Annotated in this window: 15 protein-coding genes; 12 read left to right on the top strand and 3 right to left on the bottom strand. The window is 38.7% G+C overall.

From position 1 onward, the window contains the following. Window positions 1-38: 38 nt before the first annotated feature. Both CSV64_RS01745 and CSV64_RS16570 read right to left on the bottom strand, forming a co-directional pair. On the bottom strand, window positions 39-494 hold the full coding sequence (locus CSV64_RS01745; RefSeq protein WP_233190386.1) for an arylamine N-acetyltransferase: 456 nt from the start codon (window positions 492-494) through the stop codon (window positions 39-41). 29 nt (window positions 495-523) lie between these two features. Then, window positions 524-688 (bottom strand): hypothetical protein, encoded by a 165-nt coding sequence (locus CSV64_RS16570; RefSeq protein ID WP_158232996.1) that lies wholly within the window; start codon window positions 686-688, stop codon window positions 524-526. Window positions 689-1439: 751 nt separating this feature from the next. Between CSV64_RS16570 and CSV64_RS16575 the strand changes: the two genes are divergently transcribed. The 4 genes from CSV64_RS16575 (at window position 1440) to CSV64_RS01760 (ending at window position 5261) form a co-directional block, all read left to right on the top strand. After that, window positions 1440-1592 (top strand): hypothetical protein, encoded by a 153-nt coding sequence (locus CSV64_RS16575; RefSeq protein WP_158232997.1) that lies wholly within the window; start codon window positions 1440-1442, stop codon window positions 1590-1592. 12 nt (window positions 1593-1604) lie between these two features. Further along, window positions 1605-2072, top strand: coding sequence for a cytochrome c oxidase subunit II (locus tag CSV64_RS01750; RefSeq protein WP_099625284.1), 468 nt, complete (start codon window positions 1605-1607; stop codon window positions 2070-2072). A gap of 12 nt (window positions 2073-2084) precedes the next feature. Then, the gene (locus CSV64_RS01755) at window positions 2085-3749 is read left to right on the top strand and encodes a cbb3-type cytochrome c oxidase subunit I (protein ID WP_099633349.1); all 1665 of its coding nucleotides are present in this window, start codon (window positions 2085-2087) and stop codon (window positions 3747-3749) included. A 162-nt stretch (window positions 3750-3911) separates the two neighbouring features. Next, window positions 3912-5261: an S-layer homology domain-containing protein gene (locus CSV64_RS01760; RefSeq protein ID WP_099633350.1), complete on the top strand. Its 1350-nt coding sequence runs from the start codon at window positions 3912-3914 to the stop codon at window positions 5259-5261. Between the two features lie 175 nt (window positions 5262-5436). On the opposite strand, the gene CSV64_RS01765 is transcribed toward CSV64_RS01760, so the two are convergent. Further along, window positions 5437-6804 carry a DHA2 family efflux MFS transporter permease subunit gene (locus CSV64_RS01765; RefSeq protein ID WP_099633589.1) on the bottom strand — a complete coding sequence of 456 codons (1368 nt, stop codon included), beginning with the start codon at window positions 6802-6804 and terminating at the stop codon, window positions 5437-5439. Window positions 6805-7222: 418 nt separating this feature from the next. On the opposite strand from CSV64_RS01765, the gene CSV64_RS01770 reads away from it, so the two are divergent. From CSV64_RS01770 to CSV64_RS01805, 8 genes are all read left to right on the top strand, one after another. Beyond that, window positions 7223-7837: a sterol desaturase family protein gene (locus tag CSV64_RS01770; protein WP_099633351.1), complete on the top strand. Its 615-nt coding sequence runs from the start codon at window positions 7223-7225 to the stop codon at window positions 7835-7837. 24 nt (window positions 7838-7861) lie between these two features. Then, window positions 7862-8575 carry a GntR family transcriptional regulator gene (locus tag CSV64_RS01775; protein WP_099633352.1) on the top strand — a complete coding sequence of 238 codons (714 nt, stop codon included), beginning with the start codon at window positions 7862-7864 and terminating at the stop codon, window positions 8573-8575. A 153-nt stretch (window positions 8576-8728) separates the two neighbouring features. After that, window positions 8729-10561: a bifunctional metallophosphatase/5'-nucleotidase gene (locus tag CSV64_RS01780; RefSeq protein ID WP_255397607.1), complete on the top strand. Its 1833-nt coding sequence runs from the start codon at window positions 8729-8731 to the stop codon at window positions 10559-10561. Between the two features lie 183 nt (window positions 10562-10744). Then, complete coding sequence (locus tag CSV64_RS01785) at window positions 10745-11125, top strand: GntR family transcriptional regulator (protein WP_099633354.1); 381 nt, start codon at window positions 10745-10747, stop codon at window positions 11123-11125. After that, window positions 11118-11990 (top strand): ATP-binding cassette domain-containing protein, encoded by an 873-nt coding sequence (locus tag CSV64_RS01790; protein ID WP_099633355.1) that lies wholly within the window; start codon window positions 11118-11120, stop codon window positions 11988-11990. The genes CSV64_RS01785 and CSV64_RS01790 overlap by 8 nt, the downstream gene beginning before the upstream one ends. A gap of 1 nt (window position 11991) precedes the next feature. Next, window positions 11992-12696 carry a hypothetical protein gene (locus tag CSV64_RS01795; RefSeq protein WP_099633356.1) on the top strand — a complete coding sequence of 235 codons (705 nt, stop codon included), beginning with the start codon at window positions 11992-11994 and terminating at the stop codon, window positions 12694-12696. A gap of 142 nt (window positions 12697-12838) precedes the next feature. Beyond that, complete coding sequence (locus tag CSV64_RS01800) at window positions 12839-13201, top strand: hypothetical protein (RefSeq protein ID WP_099633357.1); 363 nt, start codon at window positions 12839-12841, stop codon at window positions 13199-13201. 400 nt (window positions 13202-13601) lie between these two features. Further along, window positions 13602-14162, top strand: coding sequence for a class I SAM-dependent methyltransferase (locus tag CSV64_RS01805; protein WP_099633358.1), 561 nt, complete (start codon window positions 13602-13604; stop codon window positions 14160-14162). The last annotated feature ends 58 nt before the right edge of the window (window positions 14163-14220 follow it).

A 14220-nucleotide genomic window follows, 5' to 3' on the forward strand; every position in this document is an offset into this window, starting at 1 on the left:
CATCGAGTCACATACAAGAAACCCTCCAGCGACCTAAATTAGTCGTTGGAGGGTTTTTGTTCATTAATATAATTCACAGTTGCTTCATAAACAGCTGGCGCAGCATGCCGTCTTACTTGATCGAGTAGTTCACCGTGATCTTGGAACGGCAGAGTTTCTTCGTCGCCATTACACTTACGATAGTAACGCTCTTCATTAATCGAGTACGTGCCGTCATCTGTTAATTTAGCAATGAGCAACTCTTTATTGAATGAAGATTCTGGGCTGTGGTGAATCTGCTGTTTCACATGGTCCAAATGTTCCCAGTCGATTGCGTCGGGATGGAGGGCGTAGCGAAGTTCCCAGCCGGTATCTTTTATTTGTTCAAATACCATCGTGCCTTTTTCAGTCGTTTCGCTTCGCAACCGGAATGTGCCGGCAGGTGAAGTGACAGGTTCTCCATCTAATGCGACAGGCTGCATCACAAGGTTGTTACCGAAACCACTATCGATCAAGTACAGCGTATCTTCGTATTCGAGCAAGTTCACAACGTGTGTACAAGGTAGCGTTCCGTAATAGGTTCTTCATTCGCAAGCAAAACATCCAAGTTTCCAAATTCGAACTGCTCGGCGAAAAGCTTCTGAACTTGGCTGATCTGCTCAAGCGGTGTGCCGGTAAGTGTTACACGTTCCGAAATCCATTGCAGCATATGTTATCGATCCTTTCTTCAGTAGGAATAACCCCATCATAGCAAATTTCCTTGCGGTGATAATAGTGATGGGACTTGGCGCTATTTTCACTATCGAACAAATCTGCTTCTGACTATAAATATGTGATCAATACGATGAAACGATTTGCGGATATTTCTGTCTGTACGTTGATCTATAATTACATAACAGAAAGGAAGTAATACGTTTTTTTAGACTATGTAAAATACCAATTAAAGTACATTCACAAGAAACTTACGTAATGCGCTCAAATATTTTAATTCATCGTGGTGAGAAATAGAATATAAAAACTTGATGCACATCAAGGTGTAAGTCCACTCCTTGTTTCATACTAAAGCTAAGGGTTACGTAATACTAAAAATAGCTTATGGAACAACTGATGCGATGAATGGATCACTCCATATACATAAAATGAAAAACAGCAAAATCATCCTCGCTAACCACAAATCAAAAAAATGAAAATCTGTTAATAGTTATTTTAATATAATAAAAACGCTTTAATAATTAACGGAATATTCTAGTAATTAATACAATATTAGTATTAATTATGTTATGTTTATACTAATATCAATAGTTAATTGCATTTAAACAGAGTGTAATAAACTTATGAATTTTTAAAAGGGCTAGGTTATATTAATTTTACAATAGTATTATGGTCCATCACTCATAGAGCAGACATCGTAGATTTGCTTTATGTATTTTCGTCAATAACTTATTAAGGGGGGGGATAAAATGAAGAATTCACCAAACGAACGAGTGAACAAGGAGGAAGTAGTGGATGAAAGTTCATTCAGAAATGCTATGTATGCTTCTATACTGTTTGTTGGAGGCGGAATCGCTTTGTTTTGGGTAATATTATTTATTTTCTTTTCAGTACGACTATAAGGAGGTATTCAAATGAAAATGCATCGATATGAAAAAATCTGGCTTTTCTTAGCAGCTTCTATGTTGGTCATCGCAGTAGTCTATAGTGGAGTCCAGACTTTTGCATTAGGCCAAGGCCCGCCAAGTGGTGTAGGCATGATTGATCCAGAAAAAGTTGAAGAGACAGCACCGTTTGATAATCCTGGAATTTCAAAGATTGGCGATAACGAATACGAAGTCGTCATGATATTACGCGCCTTTTCGTTTGAGCCAAATGTAATTGAAATACCTGCTGGCGCGACTGTTCATTTTAAAATGACTTCTATAGATGTCATGCATGGTTTCCAAGTAATTGGTACAAATTTAAACGCCATGATCATGCCAGGACATATTCAAGAAGCAAAACAAAAGTTTAAGAAACCCGGTGAATATTTAGCCATTTGTAATGAATATTGTGGTGTCGGACACCAATTGATGAGCATGAAAATCATAGTGAAATAGGAGGTGAATCAAATGGAAACCATTGAAAATAAAATCAGTACTATGTCAGGAAGTAATAGACTAGACTCTCGTCTTACGTTAACGTATTTCTCCATAGCTTTTATCACCTTGTTGGTAGGTGGACTTTTAGGTTTACTTCAAGGACTTAATCGTGCAGGATTACTTGAACTACCCGCAAACTTTAATTACTATCAAGTCTTAACTGCACATGGTATTTTATTAGTTTTAGTGTTCTCTGTGTTGTTTGTAATTGCTTATTTTTACTCGATACTTTCTCACACGATGGACGGTTTATTTCCGATCGTTAGGAAGATGGGGTGGATTTCTCTCATCACTATGCTGGTAGGAGTAGTACTCGTTGTTACGCAAGTCGTAATGGGGAATGCATCCGTGATGTATACATTTTATCCGCCTATGAAAGCATCTCCTTGGTTCTATGTGGGCTTATTTATTGTAGTCGCAGGGATTTGGATTGCTGCGTTTGGTGGATTCACCCAAATCGCTAAGTGGAGAAAAAGAAATCGTGGCAAACATATACCGTTACTAGGATTCTTTGCGATGGGTGTATTTATTCTTCTATTCTTCGGAAGCCTTGGTGTAACAGCAGAAGTGTTAATGCTGATCCCATGGGCGTTTGGTTGGACGGAAACAATTAATGTTATGCTCAGTAGAACGTTATTTTGGAGCTTCGGACATACGTTTGTAAACATTTGGTACTTAACGGCAGTTTCATTATGGTATGTCGTCGTACCAAAAGTGATTGGTGGGCGCTTATTCAGTGATACATTAACGAGAGTAGTTGTCATCCTGTTAGTCGTTTCGAATATCCCAGGCGGTTTTCATCATCAAATTGTTGACCCAGGAATGTCAGAAGGAATTAAACTTACACATGCGCTAATGAGCATGGTAATCGGCTTCCCGTCCTTAATGACCGCATTTGCGATGTTCTTCGTATTCGCTCGTGTCGGCAAGAAAAAAGGAGCAAAAGGAGTCTTTGGCTGGATTAAGAAAATGCCTTGGGGAGATGTTCGTTTCCTTGCCCCTATGATCGCGATGATCTTCTTCATTCCAGGTGGAGCTGGCGGTATAGCGCAAAATGCGAACCAATTGAATCAAGTCGTTCATAATTCGCTTTGGGTTGTAGGTCATTTTCATATAACCGTCGGAGTGACAGCGGTGTTGACTTTCTTCGGTGCAATGTATTGGTTAATACCTTATTTATCCAAACGGACACTTACGCCAGCAATGAATAAATTAGGTGTAATTCAAACACTTATTTGGACTATAGGAATGGTATTCATGGCCGGAGGAATGCATACGGTAGGTCTACTAGGTGCTCCAAGAAGAACTTCTTACACAACGTATGGTGATAGTGCAACGGCTGCAAGTTGGGATCCATACTTACTATTATTAGCGGTCGGAGGAACATTATTAACTATAGCCCTCGTGATGATTGTTTATATCGTTTTCAACTTAATGTTCTTCGCACCAAAAGGAAATACAGAATTTCCAATTGCCCAAGGTGAAGAGAATGCTAGTGAGACACCCAAGTGGACAGAACAATGGACTGTTTGGATTATAGTTATGCTGTTCATTGTCGCATTCGGTTATGTGATTCCTTTAGTGGATATGATACAAAATGCGCCACCTGGATCACCACCATTTGTCACTTGGTAAACGTGTCATTTACTAAGCGTGAACTATTTATATACCAAGTCCCTACGCGAATATGTGAGGACTTGGTATTTTTATTTGAAACTTTTTCTAAATATCTCCGTCTGTACGGTGCGTAAGTGGCGAAAGTACACAGCACAAATTACTTATAAAGGAGAGAAACAGATGAAGAAAAAACTTACAGCGGCGTTCATCGCATTACTACTCATAGTTCCAACCATGCCGTTTCCAGCACATGCGGCCGAGTTTACGGATATGAAAGGCCATTGGGCACAGAAAGAGATCAAGTATTTATATGACCGCAACATTATTGGAGGATACCCAGATGGTACATTCAAACCGAATGAACCGATCACGCGAGCACAAGCATCCGCCATGCTGATCAAAGCTCTAAAGATTCCACTCGTGGAAAATCCAAACATAGTGTTTAAAGACGTTTCAAAGAAGTCCCCTTATTATAAAATTCTCGCGACGGTAAATGAAAAAGGAATTCTCCGTGGAGACGATGGGTTAATGCGTCCAGGGGAAAATACATCACGTGCGCAGATGGCGGCCATTTTACGCCGTTCATTCAATATACCGTTTGACAGCGAACCAACTTTTGTTGATGTAGTTCCGGCGCACTGGGCGTATGCTGATATTAACGGCATTGCCAAACAACGCATTGCTGGCGGATCAGAAGGCAAATACATGCCATCTCAATCGGTGACGCGCGCACAGTTTTCGGCATTTCTGACACGAGCGCTTGACGATTCGATGAAACTCAGTCGTTACCATTCATATGTCAGCCAGAAAGGAAAAACAGTTGAGCAGAATGGTTTTTCGTACAGTATAGGTAATGGATTGTTGAAAAAAGATTTAAAAACGAATAAAAGTGAAGAGATCTTGAGTAAGCTAGATTTTGAAGCGGTCGATGGGGTTTGGGTTAGTTATATGGAAGATTGGTTTGATGTAATTGTCTATAATGATGAAGTATTCATTCCCTATTTACGTGCAATTGGCCAAGCTTCAGAATTGCCGATGGAGTATGGTATCATACGGACGAAAACAGAGCGCTTTACGGGGCCGAAAGATTCTATGATTATGTCTTCCCTTTTCGGTGAGACGATGCGGAACGTATTTATTTGGAATGACCGCATCTATTATACAAATGAAGCAACGAAAAGAGACTATTACCGAACGCCTAACATCCCGAAAGATAGTAAGTTGACACTCAACTCTGTCGCAATGAATGGATCGGACAGAAAAAAAGAACGCGATTTTGATGCAAGAATTCTATTTTATGAGGATCCAAAAGAAAAGTCGTTTATTCCAAATGAAAATCAAAACAATGCATCCGTGCTGTACGATCATTCGACGATGTATTACTTCAATAAGACAGGTATTTATAAGTATAGCTTGCTGGATAAGAAGACTAGTAAACTGTCGAATCTCCAAGGAAAGCACATGTCGGTCACTAACACCCAGCTGATCGTAACTAGCCAGGATGGGAAGAAGTATGTCTTTAAGAAGTGAGTAAGTATTTAAGTACTAAACTAACGTTGCGTTTTCATGACTAAGTACTTTTTCCAATAAGGAAGACCGCTAATGGAGACTAATTAGCGGTCTTTTCATCTTCAGTTTAACTGGCCAGGTCCAGACACTATTCAGAATTGTGTTGGGACCTGGTACCTCTACCAACTGTGTCCACTTACACCCGAACCCGTTTCACAAACAATGACGCAATGAATCCAACAATAGCGAATCCAGCGATAAAGTAAAACGCATATTTCGTACCCGCCGCAATCATTTCAGCAGCCGAAGCACTAGGTGAAGTTTCTAAAAATACATTTTGCCCGTGTATCATAAAAGTAATCGCCAACGCCGTTCCTGTAGCGCCTGCGATTTGTTGTAAGGTATTCATGACAGCTGAGCCGTCCGCGTAAAGTTCGCGCGGCAATTCATTTAATCCATTCGTTTGAGCAGGCATAATAATCATAGAAATACCTACAAAATAGATTAGGAATGCGATGACCACTTGCCAAATTGGCGTTTCAGCCGAAATAATGACGATAAATAACACACTTGCGACCGCTGTAAATAAAAAGCCGATCGGTAAGATCTTTTTGACACCGAACTTGTCCGACAGCATGCCTATGATAGGAGACAACAATGCGTTCATAGCGCTACCTGGCAGCAAAGCAAATCCTGCGACTGCTGCGCTGACGAGCAAAGATGTTCGCATATACAGAGGAAGTAAAATAGCTGAAGATAGAATTAAAAACATGCCGATGAACAATAGCACGACCCCTAACGTGAACATCGGATATTTAAACACACGTAAATTGATCATGGGGTGCTTCATCTTGAACTGTCTTACGGCAAATAAAAGTAGAGAAACAAAACCGACTATTAATGGAAGATAAACGTATGCGGACGTTAAAGACTTTTCAGCCATAGTACTTAAACTATAAATGACTCCACCAAATCCAACCGTTGATAATACAATCGAAACGACATCAATCGCTGGTTTCGTGATTTGTGAGACGTTGTCAATTTGTTTAAGACCAAATACGATCAATCCTACATAAAACACCAAGCTAACCCAGAAGATATATGACCAACCGAGTGTGTCGACGATTAATCCGGACAACGCAGGTCCAATCGCAGGAGCTGTCGTGATCACAAGCCCCATGACGCCCATAACGGCACCGCGTTTATGGATCGGGAATATCAATAAAATGACGTTCATCATTAATGGTAATAGTATTCCTGTTCCAATCGCTTGCACGACACGACCTATAAATAACACAGCAAAACTCGGAGCGAAACCAGCTAAAAATGAACCGGCTATGGAAAAGGCCAAAGACGCAACGAGCAATTGTTTCGTAGTAAACCACCGAATTAAGAGAGAAGACACAGGTACTAGAATACCGAGCGTTAATAAGTATCCTGTTGTCAACCACTGAGCGGTAGCGGAGTTGACCGAGAAGTCCGCCATAATATTAGTCAGTGCCATATTTAAAGCTGTTTCACCAAATAACCCGATAAAAGCTCCAAACATCAGAGTAAAAGCCATTGCTTTTGGATAACGTACTTGAACAATTTGTAATGAGGACACAATTTACTTCCTTTCTAAAAAAGACTGACGCAAAGAACATGTGCATGAAACGTATTTTGACGCAACAAAGGATACCTACCCTGGCGACAACCAGAAGCAGATATCCTTAGCTGAAATAAGTTCGTTGCTATTCATAACTTGCCGCTTGAGCATTATACCATGTATTTATTACCGGAGGAATAAAATAGCACCTACAGAAGACATATTGATGTTGGCTTATTTTACAGTGCTTTTTAATTTCTCTAAAACTCAATTGACTATTAATTCGGAATGTTATATAGTTTTGGTAACTCCAAGGTAAATTTTGGTCTTACCACCAAGTATTATCAGCTCCATGCTTCATAGATAGATCGACTATAAGATAGGAGGACGGTTCATGAATACGAAATATATGAAAGAGTTCGTTACGTTTCCGGATATTACGATAATGTTGGTGCTATTTATTCCGCTCATAAGCTATAGTCTGTTACATGCATTCTCCTTTGGTGTGTGGATTTCCTTCATTATAGGAATGGCTACTTATGCCATGAGTGAGTATTTGATTCATCGATTTTTATTCCATATGAAAACGCCAACGAATCCATTTTTGTTGAAAACGATTAAACGATTACATTTTGATCATCACGTAGATCCGGCAAATTTAAAACTATTATTTTTGCCGATTTGGTTCAGCTTGCCTGGCTTTACTATTTTCGCACTAGTTTTCTATTTCATAACAGGTAGTTGGCTATTTACGATTGCTTATCTGGCAGGAATTATCGCCTATTTCATGTATTACGAATGGAAACATTATATTGCGCATCGTCCCGTTCAACCGCGTACCGAAATGGGAAGACGTATTAAAAAAGCACATCTTTGGCATCATTTTAAAAATGAAAACTACTGGTTCGGCGTAACGCATACAGCTATCGATAAAACATTCGGTACGTATAAAGATCAAAAAGAGGTCGGTAAAAGCGATACCGCTAAAAACTTAGAGAATCGTACGTAAGTGTTGAATAAAGGAGGTCTAGCCATGAATCGAACAGCAATTGTTGAAAAAGAATTGATTAAAGCCATTCTTCAAGGTGAATATGTGGCGGGCAGTCAAATCGAAACGGAAAGAGAACTGGCGGCGCTGTATGAACTGGGACGGCCCGCCATTCGCGAAGTTTTACAGCGCCTGAGTCACGGAGGCTGGCTGACATTGCGAAAAGGACAGCGCGCTATAGTCAATGATTACTGGAACGGGGGAAATATTACTACCATCGTGGATATTATAGAGTACTTTGATCAAGTGCCAGATGCGTTCGTCCTCTACTTTTTGGAATTGCGTATTGCGCTAACACCTCAATATGTACAAAAAGCGGTACTACTCAATTATCCTAAAGTCGTGGGACTTCTCGCTGAAATCGATGAATTAACAGACACTGCGGAAGCTTTTGCGTCATATGATTGGAAAGTTCAAAAAGAGTTAGCTCGATTATCAGAGAATCCACTCTTTTCGCTCGTGCTAAACAGTTTTGAACCAGCTTATGTGAGAATGGCGTTAAAATACTTTGAAAGCTCATTTCGTCGTGAAGCTTCACTCAGTTATTATAAGAAGTTATTATCCTATGCATTATCAGGTGATGATCAGCAAGCAGAAAAACTTTCCCAGGAAATGATGAAAAAAAGCTATGATCTATGGAAAAGTCAATTATCACCAGATGAAAGAATCGGCGTGAAGTTTAAGCTCGACAGTATATGATATGTACGCTTCATACATATACATCCTTAAGAGGAGGACATCATCATTACGAAAATACTAGTCAAGTCCCTTTTAATTATTCTACTTCTAGTAACCATCACTATTTTAGATGCTCCAAAAGGAAACGCTGATTCGGCTAAAGAATCGATCACGATCCTATTTACGCATGATTTACACGACAATTTTCTGCCGTTTGAAGTAAAAAGAGGAGAAAAAAAGTTATCAGTCGGCGGATATGCTAGATTGCATAGCGCGATAGCTGAACAAAGAGACATCGATCCCGATGCAATTCTAATTGATGCTGGAGATTTTGCGATGGGGACATTGTTTCAAACGATTTATTCAACAGATGCACCAGGCTTACAGATGATGGGGCGGATGGGGTATGACGTGACTACACTAGGGAATCATGAATTCGACTTTAGAGCAGAAGGTTTAGCGAGTAGTTTACGTGCTGCGTTAGACAGTGGTGAAGAATTGCCTAGTATCGTTGCTTCGAATACGATTTTCCCAAAAGATGAAAACGGCAAGATACCTAGCAACATTCGAACATTAAAAAAAGCGATGGACGAATATGACGTTAAAGAGTATATCGTAATAGAACGTAAAGGTATCAAAATTGGCATCGTTGGGTTAATGGGAGAAGAAGCAGCTGGCAATGCACCTATGTCCGGTGTGACGTTTGATGACGCGGTGGAAAGTGCCAAGTCCACGGTTGCTACATTGAAGAATGAAGAACATGTAGACCTAGTCATCGCTCTTTCACATTCAGGTACGTCAGATATTCCGTCGCAGTCCGAAGATGAAATTATCGCCAAAAAAGTTCCCGACATTGATGTCATTATTAGTGGGCATAGTCATACGACACTAGTGGAGCCGATTATCGTAGGTTCTACTATCTTAGGGTCGGCGGGGCAATATGGAGAAAATCTAGGCATCCTCAATATTACACGAAATGAAACCAATAAATGGACAGTTAATAATTATGAATTACGGCCAATTGACGATTCTCTTCCTTTGGATTCAACAATCACTAAAACAATTGAGACATACAAAGAAGTAATTCAAGAAAACTACCTCAATGATTTTGGAATGATGTTTGATGAAATGTTAGCCTATTCTCCATTCGATTTTACGCCTTTTTCTATGTTAGGAATTGAGCAAAAAGAAGAACCCATTGGAAACTTGATAGGCGACTCTTTCATTCACATGATTCAACAACTCGAAAGAGACAAATATGAACCAATCGCTGCAGCAGTAGTTCCGGTCGGGACGATCAGGGATTCATTTAGCGAAGGCGAGATCACGGTTTCAAACGTCTTCAATGCAAATTCTTTAGGTATCGGTCCTGATGAAATTTCTGGCTATCCACTCCTGGACATATATTTGACCGGTAAAGAATTGAAAACCATTGCAGAAGTCGATGCCTCTATTACGCCTATTATGAATGAAGTTCAACTGTATATAGCGGGTTTGAGTTATACGTTTAATCCGAATCGTTTCATTTTCAATAAAGTAACCGACATCAGTTTGCAGTCTATAGATGGGGTAAACACAGAAATCGACGATGAAAAACTCTATCGTGTGATCGGTGGCTTATATTCCGTTCAAATGCTTCCTTTCGTAAATGAAAAGTCGTTCGGTATCCTATCTGTTGTGCCGAAGACTAAGGAAGGTACACCGGTGATAAACTTTGAAGACCAAATCATTTATATGAATGAGCACCAAGAAGTGAAAGAATGGTATGCCATTGCGAATTACTTCAAGTCCTTTAATAAGGTCAACGGTGTTGCTCAAGTACCGACATATTACGAGCAAACACATGGCAGGAAAATCGTAGAGCATGATGCGAACATTTGGGCCATCCTTAAAAACCCGAATGGAATCATCCTAACCGTCTACGCAGTTTTGCTTACGCTTATTGGCTTACTAGCTTTGCTTGTTAAGTTTATGGTGAGACGAAGAAAGCGTAAAAAAAGAAGTTGATCAATTAGAGTAACATCTATTTTCTATCCATTCTATTGAATAAGCCTATAGTAGAAAAACGATCACATTCAAAGTGATCGTTTTTTTAGTTGACTAAAAATTTGTTCTGTTATATGGTTATATACATAACCATATAACCATATAACTAAGTACAGCATATCATGAGAAGAGGTGACGTAAGCGATGAGCAAATCATTGGATGATAAAAAGCCTATTTACCTTCAAGTAAAAGAAATGATTGAAGATCAAATTATGAATAATCAACTACAAGAACATGATCAAATACCATCGACGAACCAGCTCGTTCAGTTTTATAAAATTAATCACATTACGGTTTCGAAGGGAATTAACCTCCTTGTTGAAGAAGAGATTATTTATAAAAAAAGGGGTGTAGGAATGTTTGTGATGGAAGGTGCAAAAGAAAAATTGATACTCAAACGAAGGGAAGGATTCGCTGAGGAGTTTGTTTGGCCAATGTTAAAAGAAGCGGAAAAACTGAAGTTGATGGACCATGATATCGTGAAAATAATAGAAAAATTGAGAGGGAGTGTACAGGATGACTAGAAAAGTGGAGGCAACTAACATACGTGTTTCTTATAACGAGTTTGAAGCGTTACAAGATATTAACTTCACGTTGGAAAATGGGAAAGTTTATGGATTGATCGGGCGCAATGGTGCCGGAAAAACAAGTCTACTATCTGTATTAGCCGCCTACCGAAAGGCGACGAGTGGGGAAATGAAAATAGATGGAGTGAACATTTTTGAAAACGAGAAAGCAATGGCTCAAGTAACGTTTGTTCACCAAACAGACTATAAAGATAATCATGACACAATCACTAAATACTTTGATCTAGCCGAGCGCTTTCGTCCAACATTTGATCGAAAATATGCGGAACAATTAGTTCAACTATTTCACCTTCCAACAAATAAACCACTAAGGAAGTTATCAGCAGGTATGCAGTCAGCTTTTAATGTAACCATCGGGTTAGCGAGTAGAACTCCAGTCACGATTTTTGACGAGGCTTATCAAGGGATGGATGCTCCAACACGTGAAATTTTTTACAATGAAGTGTTAGAAGAGCAAGCACGCAATCCTCGAATTTTCATTTTATCCACACACTTAATTTCAGAAATGGAATACTTATTTGACGAAGTGTTGATTATTCATCAAGGTACATTATTACTTCAAGAGGAAGTAGATACTCTTTTAGAAAGAGGGTATTCTGTTACAGGTCCAACTAGCGATGTAATAGAGGTGGTCGCCGGACTTCATGTATTAAATGAAGAGCAGCTAGGTGGCACAAAATCGATGATGCTGTACGGGGAATTGACGGAAGAAAAAGCGGACGAAATAAATCGAAAAGATCTAGAAATTGGAAATGTTTCACTTCATGAATTATTTATTCATTTAACAAAGGAGGGAATGTAAAATGAACGCAATGGGAAAGAAAATAGGTGCTGATCTGTACTTGGCCCAAATGAAATGGGTCGCGTGGTATTTGCCGATTTTGTATATTGCGTACATTGCAATTGTTTGGTTCCTCGATGAACCAGATATAAGATCGATGTCGTTACTAACTTTTACATTTCAAACAACCACAATATTTATGCTCGTGTGTGGGATCATTTCAAGTTCAGTATTCCTCACCCTGTATGTGAAGTATGGTGTTACTAGAAAGTCGTATTTTCAAGGAGCATTGCTGTCAGCGATAGGCTTAGCGATTACTGTCATAGGTCTAACAACCATTCTAACTTGGATAGTACGTATCTTTAACATCAATGTATTTAAAGAAGTTGTATTATCCTCACTTGGAGTAAACAGCTGGTTACTGACTAGTGTCTCTTATTTCTTCGTAGTGATGATCTATTTTCTAGTTGGATGGCTCATTGGATTAGGATTTTATCGTTATGGAGGCGCTGGTGGATTTGTAACCATTGTAGTTGCTCTTGTAGTCGTATCTGTAAATGACTTACTATGGTCGTTCAATACACCGAAACCGTTAATGGGTTTATTTAACTTTGAAATTCCAGTACCTAATGTTGTAGTTGCGATGATTGCATCATTCGCTATAGCAACAATTATGGCTATAGCAGTTTATAAAATTGTCAAAGAAACACCGATTAAAATAGCATAACTTTCATTTTGTAAGTGCAGAGTATAGGGAGTGAAAAGCTTAAGTTGCAATGGTAGAATTGGCCTTTCACTCCTGCAATTTAAGTACCTGTATAAAAACGTATAGGCTTAACATTATTTGAAATGAAAGATGAGGTTTCTACATGAAAACGGTTAGCCAAGAAGTACAAGAATTGTCCATTAAATCTTTAGAGTCGACTTTTACTAAACTATCGAATGCTTATACAAGTATGACGGTAAAAGGTTCCAATACAACACTTGTGAAAAAACGGCGCGACGCTGTAAAGGTTGGGTTGGAGAGCTTACATGGCGTTTGGTGTAATGGAGATTTCTTCTACGACAGAGAAACAATTGTACAATCTACGGAAATTTTACTAAGTATCATTCCGTCTATTGATAAACAATTAGCAAAAGCAAAGAAGGGTAGTCCTCAAAAAACAGTGAACGAACGACGTATAATCGCACTTAAATTAGCGATTGAATCATTGGAGAACCGTCTCGTATAAAAGAGCAGCTTATGCAGTCAATGAATCTTCATTACGCTAGAATTGGGTCAGATTGTATAATAAAGAAAAGCATGAATTGTAAGTACCGCAAGGCAAAATGTAAACCGTCTTTAGCTTAGATTCATGAAAACCTCTTTTTTGTTATAAAGAAGTAGCAATTGGAATATCGGTTTAAAACGCTAAAAACATATGCACAAAAACAAACGACACCTTTACGTATAGGGACCGTTTGTTTTTTTTATTTGTTTTGCGATTACTTTGCCGCTAATGATATAGCAAGAAAGCTTTTACTAAATGATACAGTCTTCATATCCTGTGAAACAAAAATGTTTACAAATAATACTACATCAATTATAGTGATTGTAGATTCAAAATATCTATAATGAAAAGAGGAAACGAAATGAATGAAAAATTACTGAGGAAAATTAATAATCTGGAGAATATAGAGAGAAGCTCTGCTGAAGAGTTATTTCAGTTCTTATCACTTAATAAAGAGGACAAATTAGTAGATCTTGGAGCGGGAGTTGGTTATATGAGTCTTCCCATTTCTAACTATGTAGATGAAGTGACAGCACTTGATTTTGATGAAGACATTTTAAAATACTTGGAAACAAAAGCTGAAGAAAATGGAATTACCAATATTAAAACGCTTGTATCAGATTTCAAAGATCTACAACTAGGTGACGAAGAATTTGATAAGGCTGTCGCTTCAATATCACTTCACGAAGTGAAACCACTTTCGCTTGCATTAGGCGAAGTATATAGAGTCTTAAAAAATAAAGGAATGTTCCTTTGCATTGAATTAGAGAAATCAGAGTTATCAACTGGTCCGAGAGTTTCATCGGAAAATATGAAAGAAGAAATTCTTGCTGCTGGCTTTGACCTCGTCGATGTTCTGTATCCTCAAACTAAATTGGCTAACCAATCTGTTTATATAGTTGTGGCACAAAAAAATAAATAAAACAGTATTGAACTAGTTGTTAATTTAATTTAGCAACTAGTTTTAGTAGGTACTGTAA

The organism is Sporosarcina sp. P32b (assembly GCF_002743335.1).
Classification (GTDB): Bacteria; Bacillota; Bacilli; order Bacillales_A; family Planococcaceae; genus Sporosarcina.